This is a genomic window from Nocardia sp. NPDC004573, from assembly GCF_053602135.1.
In genome coordinates this window covers 60,951-81,015 of sequence record NZ_JBSGDA010000008.1, presented here as the reverse complement: position 1 = coordinate 81,015, position 20,065 = coordinate 60,951, and the positions used below count along the sequence as shown (strand labels likewise).

The window sequence follows — 20,065 nt, the reverse complement described above, 5'->3', positions numbered from 1 at the left end:
ACGAAGACGCCGATGCTTTCGCCGCCGTTGGTGAGGTGACCGTGGTGGCGGACAGGAACCCGGGGCGTTGCCGCGATGGGGCCGCCGCGATCGTCGTGGTTGTCGCGATTGCGCCACGTGTCTCGGTCGGCAGCTCAGGCCGAGACGCAGCGGCGACGACAACGCGATGTCGGGCCGGTTGCGGGGTCAGGCGGTTCGGGTGTGGAGCCACTCGCGCCAGTCGTCGACGAAATCGGCGCGGGTGGTGCCGAGGACTTCGCGCAGGATGCTGTCTTCGGTGGCCGGATCCTGCGTGCCCGCCGCGATGCGGCGGTAAAGCTGGACCAGGCGGGACCGGTCGTATTTCTCGGCGACGAAGGCGCAGACGGACCAGGCCTTCTCGTAGGTGAAGGCGGCGTCGGGGCCGGAGAACTCGGCGTCGGTGGGCAGGTCGTCGGGGATCCGCCCGGCGTGGGCATGCGCGGTGAGCGTAGGAGCGATGTCGGCGAAGCGCTGGCCCTCGCGATGGTGAGCGGTGTAGTCGGCGAAGCCCTCCAGCATCCACAGCGGGGCGCCGTCGACGGTCTCGGCGCGCGCGGCGATGTGGGTGAGTTCGTGCCGCAGCAGGGCGGCCATGCCCTCGGGATCGAGACGGCGCCCGGTGTCGGGACCGAAGACGACACGCTGACCGGTGGGCTGGCTGCCCGGCGACCACGGATCGGCGATGGAAGCGGCGGCGACTTCGGCGGGCAGGAGGCTCGGCGAACGCAGCAGAGCCGCGAACTCGGAGGGCGACGAGGCGACGACGACGAGCGCGGACTGCGCCCAGCCGGGACCCCACACGTCGGTCACGGCGGCGGTGGCGTCGGCGAGCTCGCGTTCCAGCACATCGATTTCGATTCGCTGGTCGGGATGACCGACGACCAGGGACTGCCGCGCGTCTCCGGTCGGCACCTGGCGGGCGATGATCGATCCGAACGGTTCGACGATGCGGCGCACCTCGGCCAGTCTCGGATCGGCGGCCGCCGCCTGACCCACCGCCTCGGCCGCGCCCGGTTCCGCGGCTCGCAGTTTCGGCAGCACCGTGTTCGGCATCATGAGCAGCGCGACGCACACGCCGGTGAGCGCCACCACCATCGCGACGGTGAGGCAGAACTCCAATCGCCGCCGCGCCGACCACCACGCACGCAGTCTTCTCGAACCGCTCACCGACGGACCTCGGACGGGGCTGCGGCGCCGAGGGGCCGTGCGGTGACGGACGCGCCGCCTCGCCTGCGTGGGTCGCTCACGATCGGCCGTCGCCGGTCGGTGCTGTCGTGGGTCGTGCGGTGCCGCTGGTTGGCTCGCTCACGGCCTCTAGTATCGCCGAGCCGAATGGAACGGTGTCGAGCTCATGGGGGCGACCGCGACGGGGACGCCGAAGGTGGAGGCGTGCAGCATGAGCCCGTTGCCCGCGTAGATGCCGACGTGCGAGATGTCGGAGTAGAAGAACACGACGTCGCCGGGCTGCAGATCGTCCTTGGCCACGGGGGTGCCGTAGGTGGCCTGCTGCGAACTCGTCCGGGGCACGTTCTTGCCGACCTGTTTGAACGCCCACTGGACCAGGCCGGAACAGTCGAACTGGTTCGGACCGGTGGCGCCCCAGACATAGGGGTCGCCGACTCGGGTGAGCCCGGCCGCCAGCGCGCTGGTGCCGCTGCCGGGAACGAGGCCCTGCAAGAGGGTGTCGCGGTCGAATCCGGGCGGGAACGGCGATCCGGCGAGGGCCGACTTGTCCTTGGCCGACAGCGCGCTCCAAGCCTGCACCACCTCGGCGATGGCGCCGCCGAGATCGCTGCGCTTGTGTTCCAGATCGATGCGCACCGCGTCGGCTTTCTGCGCGGCGGCGCGGGCGGCGTCGGCGGCGGTGCGGGCCGCCGATTCGGCCGCGGTGGCGGCGGCGGTGGCCTTGTCGTAGTGGTGGAGCTGTTCGGAGGTCTGCGCGGACACCACGTCCAGCGTGGACATCTGGTCCAGCAGTTGCTGCGGCGAATCGCTGACCAGCACGGCGAACAAGCGGTTGGTGCGGGCGCCCTGGTAGGCGGCGATCGCGGTGCGGTCGATGACCGGCTGGTAGCGGCGCACCTCGTCCCGGGCGCGGTCGACCATGTCGGTGCTGGCGGCCAGCCGGGCGTCGGCATCACGCTGGACGGCGAGCTTGGCCTCCAGTTCGGCTTCCGCTCCCAGGGCCTGCTGGTTGAGTTGCTCGGACTGATGAGACAGATCGATCATCCGCTGCACGGCCTCGGTGGCGTTCGTGGGAAGCGCTACGGGATCCGCTCCGGCCGGACCGCCGCTGTAGAGGCCCGCGGCCAGGATTCCGGCTGCCAGCGTCCCGCCCATCAGGCGTTTGGTCTGCTGTCTGCGGTGATGTGCGGCCACAGCCGGAGGTGCCCCGTTCTCTCGTGAAGCGTTCTCTCGCGAAACCGACGCGGAGGTCTTCGTCCGACCCGGGGTTTGCGGTGGGCGAACCGAGGGTAATCGATCGAAGGTCTCGGTTAGGTTACGGAACGGCCCGGGTCGATGTCCAGCAGAGCACGAAACGATCACGGAGCCGTCCTGCGGTCGGGCCGCGGCCTCGCGGCCCGACCAGCTGCTTCTCAGAAGCGGCGAGCGCCCGCGACCGGCATCGAGGAGATGGGCGCCACCTTCACGGGCTGGCCGGAAGTAGACGCGTGCACGACGTTGCCGTCACCGGCGTAGAGGCCGGAGTGGCCGCCGCCGTAGAAGGAGACGAGGTCGCCCGGCCGCAGATCGTCCAGGGACACCGGGCTGCCCGCGGCGAGCTGCGCGCCGCTGGTGCGGGGCAGCTCGACGCCGGCTTGGCGGTAGGACCACTGGACCAGGCCGGAGCAGTCGAAGGCGTTGGGGCCCGCGGCGCCGTAGACGTACGGCGAGCCGACCTTGCTCAGCGCGGCGTCCAGGGCGATGTCGCCGGAACTCTTGGGGGCGACGAAGGGGAGGGGGGCCGGACCGGGCAGTTCGAGGCCCGGCACACCCGGCGGCACCGGGACTTCGTTCGGAACCTCGAAGGTTCCCACGCCGGGAATGGTCACCGGCTGGGCCGACGCGGGGGCTGCGGGCAGCAGGAACGCGCCGATGGTGGCAGCGCCGACGGCCCCGGCGGCAACAGCGCGCTGTGCGTGACGCTTGACGGCGTTGGTCGTCATGATGCGGTACTCCCAATCTGCCTCACGACGCCGCACCCGGTGGTGCCGCGGACTGCGTCGGGGCCGCACCGATCGGCGCGGCGGACTCCGTGAGGTCTCGAAAAGGTTACGAACACATCACGGTGATTTGTAAAGCGTCGACAAAGCGAAAAGCGCTCGCTCAACAATTTCACCGGCGAATCGGTGTGAGATGTGTCCCATGGAATCACGAACAGATAACGGCAGCGTATTCCCAGCACCGCACAGGCTTCGGCAGCCGAGAGAACTGGCCAGTACCGCACGGGGGTCGGGGATCGTCTCTCGGATCATCTTCGCAGGTAGATACGCAAAATGAGCCGTAGTGATCAATATGGTGGTCGCGTTCGTGCACCGTAGAGTCACGGCTTGTCGATTCGCTCGGCGCGAGGCTGTCGCTTTTCGCCCGACTCGCGGCAATGTTTGATACAGTTTTCGAACTTTTGTGATCTGAGTCTCTTTATCGCATTTCTAGATCATTTGCCGGGTATCGCCCCGGAATCCCCACGGTGTCATTCGGACATTTCGTGTGGTGTCCGCGCGCCCGGTTCCTGTCGGACCCTGGCCATACGCTGCACGCCGTGTCCGACCCCGCGCCGCGCCCGCCCGCCCACCAGCTGGCTTTCGACGAGCTCGACACCCCTTTGTACGACACGACATTCGTGGTGGTGGACCTGGAAACCACCGGGACCAGCCCCGGGGCCGACGCCATCACCGAGATCGGCGCGGTGAAGGTGCGCGGCGGGGAGGTGCTCGGCGAGTTCGCGACGCTGGTCAACCCCGGACGGACGATCCCGCCCGCGGTCGTGCACGTCACCGGCATCACCACCGCGATGGTCTACGCCGCGCCCCGCATCGAGGCGGTGCTGCCCGGCTTCCTGGAATTCGCGGCCGGCGCGGTGCTGGTCGCACACAACGCCCGATTCGACATGGCGTTCCTGCGCGCAGCCGCGGCCCAGTGCGACACCCCGTGGCCGCCGGCGCAGGTGTTGTGCACCGTGAAGCTGGCGCGGCGGGTGCTCGGGCGCGACGAGGCGCCCTCCGTCCGGCTGAGTTCGCTGGCCCGGTTGCTCGGCGCCGCCACGCAGCCGACGCACCGTGCACTGGAGGACGCCCGCGCCACCGTCGACGTGCTGCACGCGCTGATCGGCCGAGTGGGCAATCAGGGCGTCCACAGTCTGACCGAGCTGCTCGACTATCTCCCCGACGTCACGCCCCGGCAGCGTTCGAAACGTGTCCTCGCGGCCGACCTCCCCGCCGCTGCGGGGGTGTATCTGTTCCGCGGTCCTTCCGATGAAGCCCTATATATAGGGACGGCCGTGAACCTGCGCCGCCGCGTCCGGAACTACTTCACCGGTTCGGAGACCCGTGGCCGGATGAAGGAGATGGTGTCACTGGCGACGCGGGTGGACCATGTGGTGTGCGCGCACGCGCTCGAGGCCGGGGTCCGTGAACTGCGTCTGCTGGTGGCGCACACCCCGCCCTACAATCGCCGGTCGAAATTCCCGAAGCGGGCCTGGTGGCTCACCCTGACCGACGAGCCGTTCCCGCGGTTCTCGGTGGTGCGCGAGGCCGGTAGGGACGCGCTGGGGCCGTTCCATTCCCGCAACGATGCCACCGATCTGGGTGTGATCATCGCCGAGTTCACCGGTCTGCGAACCTGTACGACGCGATTGTCCCGGCGGGCGGCGCACGAGTGCCCGCCCGCGCTCGTCGGCGGGTGTCCGGCGGGCGCCGGTGGCAGGCCGTCGACCATGACGGAGTACGCCCCCGTGCCCGCGCTCGTGCGCGCGTTGTTCGCCGGGCACAGCGACGCGCCGATCCGATCCATGCTCGATCGCATCGAAACATGTTCCCGGGCCGAACATTTCGAGGCCGCCGCGCGGCTGCGCGACCGGACGGCGCGGGTGGTGCGCGCGCTGCATCGAACGCAGCGACTGGCCGCCGTGGCTCGTATCGCCGAACTGATCGCCGCGCATCCGGACGGCGACGGCGGGTGGGAGTTCGCCGTCATCCGGTACGGCCGCTTGGCCGGTTCGGGCACCGCGCCGCGCGGCACGCCGCCGATGCCGATCGTGGACCAGATCGTCGCCTCCGCCGAAACCGTGGTTGCGACAGGTATTTTCACGCACGCCGAGGGTTCGCTTCCGGAGCGAGAGGCGGCGATCCGGGAATCCGGGGAGAGCGCTGCGGTCGAGGACGCCCCGCCACTGCGGGGCGCCGCACCCGAGGAGGTGGCATTGATCGCCCGCTGGCTGGCGCGGCCCGGGGTGCGAATCGTGCGCACCACGGACGGGTATCACGAGCCGGCGCTCGGCGCGGCGCGCTGGCTGGGCTGGGCGGAACTGGCCGACGCGGCGGTCCGCGCGCAACCGACCGAGCAGGGCTATCTCGACCGCTTAGGCTGAGCGACATGATTACCGCGATCGTCTTGATTCACGCCGACAACGGCCGCATCCCCGAGACCGCGCAGGCGGTCGCGGACACCGAGGGCGTCGCCGAGGTCTACTCCTGCGCCGGTGACGTGGACTTGATCGCGATCGTGCGGGTGCGCGACCACGAGCAGATCGCCGAGGTGGTGACCGGCCGGATCGACAAGACACCGGGCGTCGAGCGCACCACGACGCACATCGCGTTCAAGTCGTACTCGCGCGCCGAAGTGGAGGCCGGTTTCTCGCTGGGCGAGTAGTCCCGCTCAGTCCTCGACCCGGACGCTGCGCACCGCGAAATAGGCGGCGTCGCCGGGCGCCAGTGCCACGACGTCGCCCGAGCATCCCGGCGCGTCGTGCAGGTGGACGACGACGTCGGTGCGGTTGCGGATCTCCACGTCGGACCCGTCGCCGACCTCGAGGCAGCCGGCCGGGTTCTCATAGGCGACGTCGTCGGCGAACAAGACGCCGTCGGCCGCATTCGCCGTCGGGGCGGCGATGATGCCCGCGACGGCGGGGACGGCGAGTAGCGCCGGGACAGTGGGTCGCATGGCTGTGCTCCTCGTCGGTCGAACCGGTCGGCGCGGGGCCCGGCGAACTCGGCATGCGCCGGATTGCTCGCCCGACGTTACCGGCCCGGCTCCACCAGGGCCTTCGTCCAGCTCAGCGTGTCGGCCCGCGGCGGCAGGCGTCAGCTGTCGCCGAGGGTCTGCGTCAGCTTCGCCCAGCGCTCCAGCAGTGCGGTCGCAGCGCCCGTGTCGATCGCCGCGGCGGCGCGCTCGATGCCCGCGGCGAGCGCGGCGTGCAGATCGGCGTCCGGATCGCCCGCCCCGCGCGACCAGTCGTAGGCCACGATCGCGGCGGCCGAATTCAGCAGCACCGCGTCGCGGACCGCGCCACCGTTACCGGCGAACACGTCGCGGGCCACGCCCGCGTTCACCTCGGCGTCGCCGCCGCGCAGCGCGTCCAATTCGACCCGGGGAATCCCGATGCGGGTCGGGTCGATGGTGGTCCGGCGGGTCCGTCCGCCCGAGACGATCCAGGCTTCGGTGGTGTCGGAGGTGGTGATCTCGTCGAGGCCGTCGTCGCCGCGCACCACCAGCGCGCTCGCGCCGCGTTCGGCGAACACGCCCGCGATCACCGGCAGCAGATCGGCGAACGCGCAGCCGACCAGCCCGGCGCGCGGCTGCGCGGGGTTGGTCAGCGGCCCCAGCACGTTGAAGACGGTCGGGATGCCGATCTGGCTGCGTGCCGCACCCGCGTACCGCAGGGCGGGATGGAATACGGCGGCGAAGCAGAAACCGATGCCTGCCTCCCGCACACAACGCGCCACACTCTCGGGGCCGAGTGCGAGCTTGACGCCCAGCGCTTCCAGCACGTCGGCGCCGCCGCTCTTGGACGACGCGGCCCGGTTGCCGTGCTTGACCACGGGAACCCCCGCCGCGGCCACCACGATCGAGGACATGGTGGAGATGTTCACCGACCCGGAGCGGTCACCGCCGGTGCCGACGATGTCGACCGCGTCGCCGTCGATCCGCACCAGCCGGGCGTGCTCGAGCATGCCCGTGGCCAGTCCGGTCAGCTCGGCGGGCGTGGGGCCCTTGATCTTCATGGCGACGCCGAACGCGGCGATCTGGGCGGGGGTGGCGTTGTCGGACATGATCTCGTTCATCGCCCATGCCGTGTCGTCCGCGGCCAGGTCGCCACCGTCGGCGAGGATTCCGAGCACCTGGGGCCAGCTGCGCACGCTCATTCCACACTTCTCCCGTCGACACCGGTTCCCGCACCAGTTTGGTTGCCTGCAGCCTAGTGCGCGACCGGTTATGTCAACGGTCCCGGTTGCAGGGCGTCCCAGCCGTCGGCGATGCCGTCGTGACGCTGGGCCAGGCCCGCCATGCGGGAGCGCTCCTGGGAGCAGTGCAGGGCGTCGAGCAGCTGGACGCGCTGGAGGACGACCGTTTCGAGCGCGCCGGTGCCCGGGCCGCCGACCTGCGGCGCGGGGGAGTAGCCGTCCTGCGCGGCGATCGCGCAGACGGTCTGCACATGCTGGGGCGGGATACGCAGGTGATGGCGCAGCACCGCGGGCGCGTCGGGTGTCAGCCCGGTCGCGCGCGCCAACGCGGCCGAACACGCCTCGGCGTCGTCGAAGCCGGACGCGACCACGACAAGATCGGCTCGGTCCGGGTCCAGGCCGATATCCCGGCCCCGCCGCCACAGCCGCCGCCACAGTGGAACCCGAACCTTCATCTCAGCTTCTCCTTACCCTCGGCTGTCATGCTGGCCGGGCGTTCGTCCGCATGCGACCCGTTCCAGCGTCGCGCACACCACTCGCCCGAGGCCGCCCGCTGGTCCAGCGCCGGTCGTTTCCTGGGTTTTCCGACACGGAGGAACCAGTTTCGTACCCGGGTACGGCCGTCGTACTACGACGAGTCATACTTACCCCCGTGACGACCGCAGTAGGGACCCCAGGATCGGCCATTACCCAGCGTGTGCATTCGCTGAACCGGCCCAACATGGTCAGCGTCGGTACCATCATCTGGCTGTCGAGCGAGCTGATGTTCTTCGCCGGCCTGTTCGCGATGTACTTCGTCGCCCGCGCCCAGGCGAACGGTAACTGGCCGCCGGAGCCGACCGAACTGAACCTGAAGCTGGCCGTGCCGGTCACGGCCGTGCTGGTCGCGTCGTCGTTCACCTGCCAGATGGGCGTGTTCGCCGCGGAGAAGGGCGACGTGTTCGGCCTGCGCCGCTGGTATGTCGTCACGCTGCTGATGGGCACGTTCTTCGTCGGCGGCCAGGCCTACGAGTACATGAACCTGGTGCACGAGGGCACGTCGATCTCCAGCAGCTCCTACGGTTCGGTGTTCTACATCACCACCGGTTTCCACGGTCTGCACGTCATCGGCGGTCTGATCGCGTTCGTGTTCCTGCTGGTGCGCACCAAGGTCAGCAAGTTCACCCCGGCGCAGGCCACCGCGGCGATCGTCGTCTCCTACTACTGGCACTTCGTCGACATCGTGTGGATCGGGCTGTTCGCCACGATCTATTTCGTCCGCTGATCGTGGACGCCGCGCTGCCGAGCGCGCGCGGTGCGACCCAGGATCTTTCGCAGAAGTCGGTTCCGTCTACTCCAAAGGGACACAGATGAGTTCATCTCCCCCGTCAGCGCCAGAGCCCGCCAGCCCCGGGAACGGCCAGGCCAGCAAGACGCGCAGGCAGCGCCGCGTTCGCCGTCGCATCGCGGGCGGGCTTGCGCTGTTGGTGGGCCTCGTCGGAGCAGGCTTCCTGGCATCGGCCCTCACGCCGGACCCGCAGCGCGCCACCGCGCACGAGGACCAGTCCGCGCTCATCCGCGAGGGTCAGCAGCTCTACGACACGTCCTGCATCACCTGCCACGGCGCGAACCTGCAAGGTGTCGCCGACCGCGGTCCCAGCCTGATCGGCGTCGGCGAGGCCGCGGTCTACTTCCAGGTCTCCTCCGGCCGCATGCCGATGGCGCGCAACGAGGCCCAGGCCGAGCGCAAGCCGCCGAAGTTCGACGCCCATCAGATCGACGCGCTCGGCGCGTACGTGGCGGCCAACGGCGGCGGCCCGAGCGTGATCCGCGACGCCGACGGCGAGATCGCCCAGGAGTCGCTGCGCGGTGGCGACATCGCCCGCGGTTCGGAGCTGTTCCGGATGAACTGCGCGTCCTGCCACAACTTCACCGGGCGCGGCGGCGCGCTGTCCTCCGGTAAGTTCGCTCCGCCGCTGGAACCGGCCAGCGAGCAGCAGATCTACGACGCGATGCTCACCGGCCCGCAGAACATGCCGAAGTTCTCCGACCGCCAGCTGAGCCCGGAGGAAAAGCGCGACATCATCGCCTACGTCAAGAACGCGACCGAGGAGCGCGCCCCGGGCGGCTGGGATCTCGGCGGGTTCGGCCCCGCGACCGAGGCCCTGGCCATCTGGGTGGTCGGCATCACGCTCGTGGTCGGCGCGGCGATGTGGATCGGATCCCGGTCATGAGCAATAGCGAGAAGGAGCGAGACGACATGGGTCGGCCGGATGAAGGCCACGACGCGCATCTGTCGAAGGAGCAGTCGGTGAACGCCAACCCGGCCGAGCCGACCGAGGCGGACCTCGACAAGATGTCGCGCGACGAGCTGGTCAAACTCGGTACCGAGCGCGACGGCGTCGACGTCGCCTACCGCCGCGAGCGCTTCCCGATCCCGGGCACCCGGGCGGAGAAGCGCGCCGAGCGCGCGGTGACCTTCTGGTTCGCCGTGTCCGGCATCGCGGCCGCGGCGCTGGTCGGCGTGTTCCTGTTCTGGCCGTGGGAGTTCAAGGGCAAGGACGAGGAGGGCCACGGGCTCTACTCCCTGTTCACCCCCCTGGTCGGCCTCACCTTCGGCATCTCGGTGCTGGTCATCGGCGTCGCGGTGGTGCTGATCCGCAAGCTGTTCATCCCCGCCGAGCTGTCCATCCAGGAGCGGCATGACGGTCCGTCGCCGGAGGTCGAGCGACGCACTCTGGTCGCCGAACTGCAGGACGCGCTGGATACCTCCACGCTGGGGCGTCGCAAGATGATCACCCGCACCGCGGGCGCGGGCGTCGGCGTGCTCGGCGTCGGCGCGCTGCTGGTGTTCGTCGGCGGCTTGATCAAGAACCCGTGGGCCAAGGGCGACAAGTCGCCGCTGTGGGTCTCCGGCTGGACTCCGGACTTCCCGGGCGAGACCATCTACATCCGTCGCGACACCGGTCGCCCGGAGGACGTGGTGCTGGTGCGCCCCGAGGATCTGGACGCGGGCGCCATGGAGACGGTGTTCCCCTGGAAAGAGAAGTGGCGCGGTGACGAGCACGCGACCCTTCAATCGCTGCGCGGCATCCGCAACGCGGTCATGCTGATCCGCCTGCGCACCGAAGACGCGCAGAAGGCGATCAAGCGCAAGGGCCAGGAGAGCTTCAACTACGGCGACTACTTCGCCTACTCGAAGATCTGCACCCACCTCGGCTGCCCGACCTCGCTGTTCGAGCAGCAGACCAACCGGATCCTGTGCCCCTGCCACCAGTCGCAGTTCTCCGCGACCGAGTGGGGCAAGCCGATCTTCGGTCCCGCCGCTCGCGCGCTGCCGCAGCTGCCGATCACCGTCAACGCTGAGGGCTTCCTGGTCGCCAACGGCGACTTCATCGAGCCGCTCGGCCCGGCCTACTGGGAGCGCCGTTCATGAGTCCTTCAGTCGCAGCCCAAGCCAGCGAGGCGGACGAGCGCTACCGCGCCGCCGCCTTCATGAAGCGGTCGATCAACAAGGTCTTCCCGACACACTGGTCGTTCCTGCTCGGCGAGATCGCGCTCTACAGCTTCATCATCCTGCTGCTGTCGGGCGTCTACCTGACCCTGTTCTTCGATCCGTCGATGAGCGAGGTCGTCTACAACGGCGCCTACCAGCCGCTGCGCGGCGTGACCATGTCGCGGGCGTACGAGACGGCGCTCAACATCACCTTCGAGGTGCGCGGCGGCCTGTTCGTCCGCCAGGTCCACCACTGGGCGGCCCTGCTGTTCGCGGCGTCGATCATCATCCACTTGTTCCGCATCTTCTTCACCGGCGCGTTCCGCAAGCCGCGTGAGGCGAACTGGGTGATCGGTTCGCTGCTGCTGATCCTGGCGATGTTCGAAGGGTTCTTCGGATACTCGCTGCCCGACGACCTGCTGTCGGGCACCGGCCTGCGGGCCGCGTTCGGCGGTATCACGATGAGCATCCCGATCATCGGCACCTGGATGCACTGGCTGATCTTCGGCGGCGACTTCCCCGGCGACATCATCATCCCGCGGCTCTACATCGCGCACGTGCTGTTGTTCCCCGGCATCATCCTGGCGCTGATCGCGGCGCACGTGGCGCTGGTGTGGTACCAGAAGCACACCCAGTTCCCCGGCCCCGGCCGCACCGAGAACAACGTGGTGGGCGCGCGGATCGTGCCGGTGTTCGCTGCCGATCAGGGCGCGTTCTTCGCCTTCACCCTCGGCATCGTGGGCATCATGGGCGGCGTGTTCCAGATCAATCCGATCTGGAATTTGGGGCCGTACAACCCGTCGCAGGTGTCGGCGGGTTCGCAGCCGGACTTCTACATGATGTGGACCGACGGCATGGCCCGGTTGATGCCGCCGTGGGAGCTCTACCTGGGCAACTACACGGTCCCGGCGGTGTTCTGGGTCGCGTTGATCATGGGTCTGGTATTCACCGTGCTGATCGCCTACCCGTGGATCGAGAAGCGGCTGACCGGCGACACCGGCGCGCACCACAACCTGTTGCAGCGTCCGCGCGACGTCCCGGTCCGCACCGCGATCGGCGCGATGGCCATCGCGTTCTACCTGGTCCTGACGCTGTCGTGTGTCAACGACATCATCGCGCTGAAGTTCGACATCTCGCTGAACGCGACCACGTGGATCGGCCGCATCGGCCTGCTGATCGCGCCGCCGGTCGCGTACTACCTCACCTACCGGTTCTGCCTCGGGCTGCAGCGCAGCGACCGCGCGGTGCTCGAGCACGGCATCGAGACCGGCGTGATCAAGCGTCTGCCGCACGGTGAGTACATCGAGGTGCACCAGCCGCTCGGCCCGGTCGACGACCACGGCCACCCGATCCCGCTGGAGTACCAGGGTGCTCCGGTCCCGAAGAAGATGAACCAGCTCGGTTCGGCCGGCAGCCCCGGCACCGGCAGCTTCCTGCGGCCCGACCCGCAGGAGGAGAGCGACCGGCACTTCGAGATCGATCACGCGGAAGAGCACAAGCAGCTGAAGGTGCTGCAGCGCGTGCAAGAGGCGGCGAACGGCAAGAACGGCCACTGACGCCCGTCAAACGCGAACGGCCCCGAGTCGATCCGACTCGGGGCCGTCGTGCGTCATGCCGCGGGTGTCACAGGCGGGGAGCGGCCCGTCGTGCGGCCTCGATGGCTTCGAACTTGGCGAGATTGTGCCGGGCGTCGGCTAGCGCGTCGTGCGCGTCCGGCGGGATCGGCGGGAGTTCCGGGCGGCCGTGCGCCTCCCAGTGCTGGCGCAACTCGTTGGTGTAGCGCGGCAGCGCGTTGGGCAGGTCCACCATGGAACCCCACAGCTGACACAGGGCGACGTGGTCGTAGGCGGAGACCCAAGCCCACAGTTCCGGTTGCACCGTCGGCCGCGGCACCAGGAACGCGTACAGCTCGTCCCGGATCCGGTCGCGGCTGCGCCACAGCGGCGAGGAAGGCGAAGGCAGCTGGGGCAGCACGAATTTGCGCACCCAGGGCCCGGCGCGTCGGGCATCGAATTCGGTGGACACCGCGTAGTACTCCCGGCCGTCCTCGCAGACGACGCCGATGGAGACCAGATCGATGGTCACACCGTCCTCGATGAATTCGCAGTCATAAAAATATCGCAGCGAGATCGGTCTCTCCTCGACTTCCGGTGCCGTCGCGGCAGGTGAAGGGTTCCCCGGCAACCCTATGGTGACGTGCGCCGAGCGTCGCGCAAGGGTCCATACGGTGGAGATTTCCACCACCTTGGTGCCGGACTCGACCACTACTACCGGCTATCCCCACGGGGTGGACGGTCCGTATTCTGAAGTCGTGAACTGGACCGTCGACGTACCCATCGATCGCCTGCCGGAACTGCCGCCGCTGCCCGCCGAGCTGCGCAGGCGGTTGGACGACGCGCTCGCGCGACCTGCGCTGCAGCAGCCGTCCTGGGATCCGGAGCAGGCGGCCAAGATGCGCACGGTGTTGGAGAGCGTGCCGCCGATCTGCGTGCCCGCCGAAGTGGAGGAGCTGCGCTCCCAGCTGGCCGAGGTCGCGCGCGGCGAGGCGTTCCTCATGCAGGGTGGCGACTGCGCGGAGACCTTCGCCGACAACACCGAGCCGCACATTCGCGGCAACATCCGCACGTTGCTGCAGATGGCGGTCGTGCTCACCTATGGTGCGAGCCTGCCGGTGGTGAAGGTCGCGCGTATCGCGGGCCAGTACGCCAAGCCGCGTTCCTCCGACACCGATTCGCTCGGCCTCAAGTCCTACCGCGGCGACATGGTGAACTCGCTGGCCGCCGACGCGGCGCTGCGCGAGCACGACCCGTCGCGCCTGGTCCGCGCCTACGCCAACGCGAGCGCCGCGATGAACCTGGTCCGCGCGCTGACCGGCGCGGGCATGGCCGACCTGCACAAAGTGCACGACTGGAACCGCGACTTCGTGGCCAAGTCGCCGGCCGGTGCACGCTACGAGGCGCTGGCCGAGGAGATCGACCGCGGCCTGGCTTTCATGACCGCGTGCCGGGTCAACGATCCGAGCCTGAAAGCGGCTCGTATCTACGCCAGCCACGAGGCGCTCGTCTTGGACTACGAGCGCGCCATGCTGCGGCTGAGCGAGAACGCGATCGGCGAGCCGGTGCTCTACGACCTGTCGGCGCACTTCCTCTGGATCGGTGAGCGCACCCGCCAGCTGGACGGCGCGCACATCGCGTTCGCGGAGTTGGTCGCCAACCCGATCGGCTTGAAGATCGGCCCGTCCACCACGCCCGACCAGGCAGTGGAATACGTGGAGCGGCTCGATCCGAACAACGAGCCGGGCCGGCTGACCATCGTGTCCCGCATGGGGCACAGCAAGGTCCGCGACGTGCTGCCGCCCATCATCGAGAAGGTGCAGGCCACCGGTCACCAGGTGATCTGGCAGTGCGACCCGATGCACGGCAACACCCACGAGGCGTCCACCGGATTCAAGACCCGCCACTTCGACCGGATCGTCGACGAGGTCCAGGGCTTCTTCGAGGTGCACCACGCGCTCGGCACGCACCCCGGCGGCATGCACATCGAGCTCACCGGTGAGGACGTCACCGAATGCCTCGGCGGCGCACAGGACATCTCCGACCTGGACCTGTCCGGCCGCTACGAGACGGCCTGCGATCCCCGGCTGAACACCCAGCAGTCGCTGGAACTGGCGTTCCTCGTCGCCGAGATGCTGCGCTGAGTTCCCGCATCCGGGCCGCGTGGTCGTCGCCGATCCGCGGGCCGGTCCGCTAGGGGAGGGCCACGATGGTGACGGTGTCGCCCGCCTCGAGGTTGACACCGATGGCCGGGGTCTGCGAGACCACCAGCGAGCTGTCCGCCCGGGCCAACTGCTTCACCTCGACCTGCAGACCGAGGCTCTCCAGTTTGGCGCGGGCGTTGGCCACGGTCCATCCGCGCACGTCCGGCATCTTCAACGCGTTGGAGATCAACAGGACGACGCCGTCGCCGGATTGGATGGTGGCGCCCGCGCCCGGCTGCGTGCCGATGGCCTTGTCCGCCTCGATCGTGCGGTCGAACTGGGGTTTGGTCTCGCGTATCGCGATGCCTGCGTCGCTGAGGATCTTGGTGGCCTCGTCGGTCGACTTACCGCGGACGTCGGGAACCTTCACCGGCTGGGATCCCTTGCTGCGGTAGACCTTCACCTGCGCGCCGAGCGGCAGCACGGTGCCGGGCCTGGGCTCCACCCTGGCGACCGTTCCCTTCGGCGCGGTGCTGCCCTCTTCACCGGCGTCCACCGGTTGCAGGCCGTTGTCCCGGATGAACTGGTTGACCTTCGACACCTGGTCACCCGGTTTGACGTCCGGCACCTTGGGCTTGCCGTTGGAGACCAGGACGGCGACCGTGGACCCTTTGGTGATCTTGGATCCGGCGGACGGGTCGCTGCCGACCACGCCGCCGACCGGGATGGTGTCCGACGCCTTCTGCCGGATCTCGGTCTCGAACCCGGCGTTCTGCAACGTGGCGACCGCTTTGTCGGTGTCCAGACCGGCGATCGGCGGCACCGGCGAGTAACGGCCGACACCCAGCCACCAGCCGCCGATACCCACCAGCAACGTGAGAACCGCGACGATGGCCACCCACAGCCACACGGTGCGCCGGGACCGGGTGAGTTCGTCGGCGTAGGGCGAGTACGGCGGTGCGGGGTGAGCCTGCCGCACCGGTTGCGGCGGGTCGTAAGCCTCCGGACCATGATCGACGCGGGGCCGCTGCGCGGTGACCACTCTGGTGTGCTGCAGCGGCTGCGGCGCGTGCGGCTCATGGGCCGACGCCCCGGCGAAGCCCGGCCGGTCGTCCGGAGCCGGCGCAACAGCCCGGTAGCTCGCACTGAGATGCTCGGCGGACTCCTGCGGCGCAGGCACCCGATACGGGGGCAGGTGTAGCGCGGCGCCGATCCGCCGCAGCGCGGTAGCCATCTCGTTCGCGTCCGCGAACCGGTGCGCGGGTTCACGCGCGGTGGCCTTGGCGACCAGTTCGTCGAATTCCGGCGGTACCCCGGAGATGAAGCCGCTCGGGCTGGGCACATCGTTCTCGATGCGTTGATACGCCACCGAGATCGACGTGTCGCCGGTGAACGGCACCCGGCCGGTGAGCAGTTCGAAGATCAGCAGTCCGAAGGAGTAGACGTCGCTGCGGGAGTCGGCGGAGCCACTGGTGACCTGCTCCGGAGAGAGGTAGGCGGCGGTGCCGAGAATGACGCTCGCCGACGTGGTGTTCGCCGCCGCCACCGCGCGCACCAAGCCGAAGTCGGCGATCTTGACCTCGCCCGCGTCCGAGATCAGTACGTTCTCCGGTTTGATGTCGCGGTGCACCAGGCCCGCGGAGTGGGCGACGCCGATCGCCGCGAGGACCGGCTCGGCGACGGCGCGTACCGCGTGCGGGGGCATCGGGCCGCGTTCACGCAGCAGCTCACGCAGGGTGCCGCCCTCCACCAGTTCCATGATCAGGAAGGGGTGATCGCCGTCGACGCCCTGGTCGTAGACCGCGACCAGCGAAGGATGCTTGAGTTTGGCGACGGCGCGCGCCTCGAACTCGAACCGCGAGAGAAACTGCGGGTCGCCGGCGAACTTCGGATCCATCACCTTGATGGCGACCGGCCGGTCCAGGCGGGTGTCGACCCCGCGGAAGACCATCGACATTCCGCCGCGGGCGATCGGCGCATCGATCCGATAGCGCCCTTCCAGCATCTGGCCGATCAAGAGAAGTCCTCCGGCTTTCACATAGTCAGCCGCTCCGTGCGGCCCCCACGATGGTATCGACTCCCACCAGCCCGGGTGTCTCACGACGTGCGGCGCCCGACCGTCTACCGTTGTCCGGGTGAGTGCATTTCCCTGCAGTGACGACGTCCTTCCGCAGTCGGTGGCCCTGGTGCCGCTGCCGGAGGTGGCCGAGCGACTCGGGCTGGTGGTGACCCGGGTGCACCAGATGCTGCGCGATCACCAGCTGATCGCGGTCCGCCGAGGCGGCGTGGCGGGCGTCCCCGAGCGCTTCTTCGACGACACGGGCGCGGTCGTGAAGCCGCTGCCGGGCCTGATCACGGTGATGCGCGATGCCAAGTACACCGACGCGGAGATCCTGGAGTGGATCTTCACCGAAGACGAGACCCTGCCCGGCAAGCCGATCGACGCCCTGCACGGGCCGCTCGCCCGGGAAGTCCTGCGCCGGGCCGCCGCGGAGCCGTTTTAATTTCCAGCGCCTTCGGCGCTGGGTGTTCGCGGCCCCTTTGTGGCTCGCGAACGGCGGATGCTGGGTCTCGCTTCGCTCGAAAGACGTGGTTGCGGTGAGCTGGGCGCGGCGGAGATGAACCTTGCGGCCCGTAGCTCGCCGTTTCGGAGGCTCCTTTGCGGTGGTCGCCGGGCTTTGACGCCCTTTCTCGAGTTCCTCCTGTCGGATGGGACCGACGCAATCAGCCGTCAGCGTGTGCGGCGGCTGCGGAGGGTGGCGGTGGTGAATTCGGTGGCGGCGATGCGGAGGCGGTGATGGTGGGGGACGACCGCGCGGTGGCCGAAGACGGCGTAGTCGCTGCTTTCGATGTGCCGGAGGATGTCGGCGTACAGGGTGGCCGCGGTGCGTATGGCGGGGCGGACCCGTGGTTCGAGCAGGTCGATGCCCGGTTCGGCGCGGCGGTAGAGATCCCGGTTGACGGCGATGAGATGGGCGAGGGCGCGGCGCACGCGTGGATCGGTCCGGCCGGTGCGGCGGCATTCGAACAGCAGTTCCTCGTCGACGCCGAACGCGGTGAGGGCATCGGCGGGCAGGTAGACCCGGTCGCGGTCGAGATCCTCGGCGACATCGCGCAGGAAGTTGGTCAGCTGGAACGCCTCGCCCAGCGCGGCGGCGGCGGGCTCGGCCTCACGCACCGGGACGATCGTGCCGAGCACGGGTAGCAACTGCAATCCGATCGCGGCCGCCGAGCCGCGCATGTATGCGCGTAGCTGAGCCATGGTGGCGTAGCGATTGCGGAAGGCCGGGGTACCGGGCGCGTCCATGCGCATGGAATCCAGGAACGTCCAGAAGTGCTGCGCCGCAATACCGTAGCGGTGGATGGTGTGGGTGACGGCGGCCAGCACCAGGGCACGTGGCTGTGGGCTCGCGGTCCGGCCCACGGGGGATTGGAGTGCGGCCCGCAGGTCCCGCTCGATCAGGTCGAGTTCCGCGGCGGGGGCGCGATCGGACGCCCCGGCGGGACTGTCCGCCCGGTCGACGACGTCGTCCACCATGCGTGCGAACGCGTACAGTGCGTGCACGGCGGGCCGTCGCTCGGCCGACAGCAGCCGGGTGGCCAGGAAATAGGTGCGGCCGTGCGTGGCGGCGATCTGCCTGCACTCGCGATACGCGAGCGGAAGCAGAGCGGAATCGGGCAGCCGATCTCCGGTCATGGGGCGGCGGACGAAGCGGTGGCCTTGCCGGGTGTGGCCGCGACGGTGCTCGGCGGCGCGGCGCGCAGGCGCAGCGGGTCCACCGTGCGCAGCGACAGCGCCGCCACACCCGCGGCGAAGGTGGCGGCGGCGACGTGCCAGAAGTTGTACAGGCCGATCGAGCCGTCCGGCTGGAAGACCAGCATCAGCCAAGTGCACACGCCGACCAGCGCCATCAGCGTGGTGGTGGACAACGCGAACCCGGCGGCCAGCGCCAGCGGCCAGGAGTAGTACCAGGGCAGTGCGGCGGGTGAGAGGATGACGATCGCGACGAACGCGATGAGGATGCCGAGCACCGCCTCCCGCTCGCTGTGCCGGAACCGCCACCAGGTCAAGGCCAGCACCGCGACCAGCGCCAGCGCGCACAGCGCGCGGGTCACCTCGAGCACCGATTCCAGGCGCAACGGGGTGATCCAGGTGACCGCGTGCGCCATCACGGTGGGCAGCGACAGCCAATTGATGATCTTCTTGGACCCGGACAGCGCGGTGAGCCAGCCGATGCCGACGCCCGCGATGGCCGAAGCGGCGACGAAGACGACGGCGAACACGCTCAGACCGAGCCCCGCGATCTTGCCGAACACGAGCGCGGGATGCGGCATGTCCTCGGTGGGCTCCGCGGCGTCACCGGGTCGCTCGCCCGCGGGCAGGTGCGCCGGATCGTGTCCGACCCGCTGCGCCGCGCGGCGCTCGCGTTCGTGCAGCATCCAGATCCAGACCAGGAACGGCAGCGCCACGCCCGCGGTCGCCTTGATGGCCACCCCGATCGCGACGACCACGATGCCCGCCACGTGGTGGCGCTCCAGCACGAGCGCGATGCCCGCGCACATCAGGCCGACCATCAGCATCTCGTTGTGCACGCCGCCGATCAGATGGATCAGCACCAGCGGGTTGAGCACCGCCAGCCACAGCGCGACGGTCGGCTTGCCGCCGAGGTGCTTGGTCAGGTATGGCACCGCCCACATCATCAGCGCCAGGCCGGGCAGCATGACCAGGCGCATCGCGATGGTGCCCGCCACCACGTTGTCGCCGGTGACGGCGGTGATCGCGCGTCCGAGCAGCAGGAAGACCGGCCCGTAGGGGGCGGTGGTGGTGGTCCACACGGGGCTGACGTTGTCCAGCAGCACACCGGGATTGGCGACCGGTCCGACCCGATAGGGGTCGAAGCCGTCGCGCAGCAGCGCGCCCTGGGCGAGGTAGGAGTAGGCGTCGCGGCTGAACATCGGCACCGCGAACAGCAGCGGCGCGATCCAGATGCCGACGATGGCGCGTAGCTCGTTGAGCGTCACCTCGGCGCCGATCCGATCGCCCGTCCCGATCGTGGCGCGGCCGAGCCGGACCCAGGCGGTGATCATGAGCAGCACGCCGATCCAAATGCAGATCGTCGACAGCGCGTAACCGTGCCCGAACCGCAGCCAGGACAGGTGCATGGCCTCGAGCAGCGGATCGCGCTTGCGGACGCTGCCCGCGCCGAATCCGCCGAACATGATCATGATCGCGCCGAAGAAGCCGAGCAGGGCGGCATGGCCCTCCGGGCTCCTGGCGAAGTCGGCGCAGGTGCGCATCCACCACAGGAAACCACGGGGAGCGGCCGATTCGCGACGTGCGGAGGCGAGTGACGAGGTGCGGACGTCACCGGCGGAGGCGGCCTCTGCGGTGCGCGTTTCGGGGGATGCCATCTGGTGTCGGTCCCCCCGAATGGTCGGCGGTCGCAACCGCGAGCGAATAGGTCGGCG

The 20,065-nt window shown here is 69.3% G+C and carries 18 protein-coding genes; 8 read left to right on the top strand and 10 right to left on the bottom strand.

All coding sequences use genetic code 11. From position 1 onward, the window contains the following. Positions 1–186: 186 nt before the first annotated feature. The 3 genes from ACWEKR_RS15175 to ACWEKR_RS15165 form a co-directional block, all read right to left on the bottom strand. The gene (locus tag ACWEKR_RS15175) at positions 187–1,188 is read right to left on the bottom strand and encodes a hypothetical protein (RefSeq protein WP_452354968.1); all 1,002 of its coding nucleotides are present in this window, start codon (positions 1,186–1,188) and stop codon (positions 187–189) included. Between the two features lie 147 nt (positions 1,189–1,335). Then, positions 1,336–2,400 (bottom strand): NlpC/P60 family protein, encoded by a 1,065-nt coding sequence (locus ACWEKR_RS15170; RefSeq protein WP_452354967.1) that lies wholly within the window; start codon positions 2,398–2,400, stop codon positions 1,336–1,338. Positions 2,401–2,618: 218 nt separating this feature from the next. After that, the gene (locus ACWEKR_RS15165; RefSeq protein ID WP_452354966.1) at positions 2,619–3,188 is read right to left on the bottom strand and encodes a C40 family peptidase; all 570 of its coding nucleotides are present in this window, start codon (positions 3,186–3,188) and stop codon (positions 2,619–2,621) included. Positions 3,189–3,784: 596 nt separating this feature from the next. On the opposite strand from ACWEKR_RS15165, the gene ACWEKR_RS15160 reads away from it, so the two are divergent. Continuing rightward, positions 3,785–5,611, top strand: coding sequence for a DEDD exonuclease domain-containing protein (locus ACWEKR_RS15160; RefSeq protein ID WP_452354965.1), 1,827 nt, complete (start codon positions 3,785–3,787; stop codon positions 5,609–5,611). Positions 5,612–5,616: 5 nt separating this feature from the next. Next, positions 5,617–5,892 carry an Lrp/AsnC family transcriptional regulator gene (locus tag ACWEKR_RS15155; protein WP_063020259.1) on the top strand — a complete coding sequence of 92 codons (276 nt, stop codon included), beginning with the start codon at positions 5,617–5,619 and terminating at the stop codon, positions 5,890–5,892. Between the two features lie 6 nt (positions 5,893–5,898). Here ACWEKR_RS15155 and ACWEKR_RS15150 read toward each other — a convergent pair whose 3' ends face one another. The 3 genes from ACWEKR_RS15150 to ACWEKR_RS15140 form a co-directional block, all read right to left on the bottom strand. Then, complete coding sequence (locus ACWEKR_RS15150) at positions 5,899–6,183, bottom strand: hypothetical protein (RefSeq protein WP_452354964.1); 285 nt, start codon at positions 6,181–6,183, stop codon at positions 5,899–5,901. Between the two features lie 140 nt (positions 6,184–6,323). Further along, complete coding sequence (gene trpD / locus ACWEKR_RS15145; RefSeq protein ID WP_452354963.1) at positions 6,324–7,385, bottom strand: anthranilate phosphoribosyltransferase; 1,062 nt, start codon at positions 7,383–7,385, stop codon at positions 6,324–6,326. 68 nt (positions 7,386–7,453) lie between these two features. Next, a complete protein-coding gene (locus ACWEKR_RS15140) occupies positions 7,454–7,879 on the bottom strand; it encodes a hypothetical protein (protein WP_452354962.1) in 426 nt (141 codons plus the stop codon). Between the two features lie 197 nt (positions 7,880–8,076). Between ACWEKR_RS15140 and ctaE the strand changes: the two genes are divergently transcribed. From ctaE to qcrB, 4 genes are all read left to right on the top strand, one after another. After that, on the top strand, positions 8,077–8,688 hold the full coding sequence (ctaE, locus tag ACWEKR_RS15135) for an aa3-type cytochrome oxidase subunit III (protein WP_452354961.1): 612 nt from the start codon (positions 8,077–8,079) through the stop codon (positions 8,686–8,688). 85 nt (positions 8,689–8,773) lie between these two features. After that, positions 8,774–9,637, top strand: a complete 864-nt coding sequence (gene qcrC / locus ACWEKR_RS15130) for a cytochrome bc1 complex diheme cytochrome c subunit (protein WP_195090619.1) — start codon at positions 8,774–8,776, stop codon at positions 9,635–9,637. A gap of 26 nt (positions 9,638–9,663) precedes the next feature. Beyond that, positions 9,664–10,839, top strand: a complete 1,176-nt coding sequence (gene qcrA, locus ACWEKR_RS15125; RefSeq protein WP_159840372.1) for a cytochrome bc1 complex Rieske iron-sulfur subunit — start codon at positions 9,664–9,666, stop codon at positions 10,837–10,839. Continuing rightward, positions 10,836–12,455 (top strand): cytochrome bc1 complex cytochrome b subunit, encoded by a 1,620-nt coding sequence (gene qcrB / locus ACWEKR_RS15120; protein WP_452354960.1) that lies wholly within the window; start codon positions 10,836–10,838, stop codon positions 12,453–12,455. The genes qcrA and qcrB overlap by 4 nt, the downstream gene beginning before the upstream one ends. A 67-nt stretch (positions 12,456–12,522) precedes the next feature. Here qcrB and ACWEKR_RS15115 read toward each other — a convergent pair whose 3' ends face one another. Then, positions 12,523–13,023, bottom strand: coding sequence for a polyadenylate-specific 3'-exoribonuclease AS (locus tag ACWEKR_RS15115; RefSeq protein ID WP_067800586.1), 501 nt, complete (start codon positions 13,021–13,023; stop codon positions 12,523–12,525). A gap of 187 nt (positions 13,024–13,210) precedes the next feature. Between ACWEKR_RS15115 and ACWEKR_RS15110 the strand changes: the two genes are divergently transcribed. Then, entirely contained in the window at positions 13,211–14,596 is a 1,386-nt protein-coding gene (locus tag ACWEKR_RS15110; protein WP_195090623.1) for a class II 3-deoxy-7-phosphoheptulonate synthase, read from the top strand. Positions 14,597–14,645: 49 nt separating this feature from the next. Here ACWEKR_RS15110 and pknB read toward each other — a convergent pair whose 3' ends face one another. Then, complete coding sequence (gene pknB / locus ACWEKR_RS15105; protein ID WP_452354959.1) at positions 14,646–16,613, bottom strand: Stk1 family PASTA domain-containing Ser/Thr kinase; 1,968 nt, start codon at positions 16,611–16,613, stop codon at positions 14,646–14,648. 118 nt (positions 16,614–16,731) lie between these two features. On the opposite strand from pknB, the gene ACWEKR_RS15100 reads away from it, so the two are divergent. Continuing rightward, positions 16,732–17,100, top strand: coding sequence for an Rv2175c family DNA-binding protein (locus tag ACWEKR_RS15100; RefSeq protein ID WP_159840345.1), 369 nt, complete (start codon positions 16,732–16,734; stop codon positions 17,098–17,100). 227 nt (positions 17,101–17,327) lie between these two features. Here ACWEKR_RS15100 and ACWEKR_RS15095 read toward each other — a convergent pair whose 3' ends face one another. Both ACWEKR_RS15095 and ACWEKR_RS15090 read right to left on the bottom strand, forming a co-directional pair. Then, positions 17,328–18,293, bottom strand: a complete 966-nt coding sequence (locus ACWEKR_RS15095; protein ID WP_452354958.1) for a phytoene/squalene synthase family protein — start codon at positions 18,291–18,293, stop codon at positions 17,328–17,330. Beyond that, positions 18,290–20,008, bottom strand: coding sequence for an alpha-(1->6)-mannopyranosyltransferase A (locus ACWEKR_RS15090; RefSeq protein ID WP_452354957.1), 1,719 nt, complete (start codon positions 20,006–20,008; stop codon positions 18,290–18,292). The genes ACWEKR_RS15095 and ACWEKR_RS15090 overlap by 4 nt, the downstream gene beginning before the upstream one ends. Between the last annotated feature and the right edge of the window lie 57 nt (positions 20,009–20,065).

Bases quoted from the DNA above. Each gene is read 5' to 3' on its own strand.
- ACWEKR_RS15155 (WP_063020259.1), top strand. From the start codon at position 5,617: ATGATTACCGCGATCGTCTTGATTCACGCCGACAACGGCCGCATCCCC.
- ACWEKR_RS15165 (WP_452354966.1), bottom strand. From the start codon at position 3,188: ATGACGACCAACGCCGTCAAGCGTCACGCACAGCGCGCTGTTGCCGCC.
- qcrB (WP_452354960.1), top strand. From the start codon at position 10,836: ATGAGTCCTTCAGTCGCAGCCCAAGCCAGCGAGGCGGACGAGCGCTAC.
- qcrC (WP_195090619.1), top strand. From the start codon at position 8,774: ATGAGTTCATCTCCCCCGTCAGCGCCAGAGCCCGCCAGCCCCGGGAAC.
- qcrA (WP_159840372.1), top strand. From the start codon at position 9,664: ATGGGTCGGCCGGATGAAGGCCACGACGCGCATCTGTCGAAGGAGCAG.
- ACWEKR_RS15090 (WP_452354957.1), bottom strand. From the start codon at position 20,008: ATGGCATCCCCCGAAACGCGCACCGCAGAGGCCGCCTCCGCCGGTGAC.
- ACWEKR_RS15095 (WP_452354958.1), bottom strand. From the start codon at position 18,293: ATGACCGGAGATCGGCTGCCCGATTCCGCTCTGCTTCCGCTCGCGTAT.
- trpD (WP_452354963.1), bottom strand. From the start codon at position 7,385: ATGAGCGTGCGCAGCTGGCCCCAGGTGCTCGGAATCCTCGCCGACGGT.
- ACWEKR_RS15150 (WP_452354964.1), bottom strand. From the start codon at position 6,183: ATGCGACCCACTGTCCCGGCGCTACTCGCCGTCCCCGCCGTCGCGGGC.
- ACWEKR_RS15140 (WP_452354962.1), bottom strand. From the start codon at position 7,879: ATGAAGGTTCGGGTTCCACTGTGGCGGCGGCTGTGGCGGCGGGGCCGG.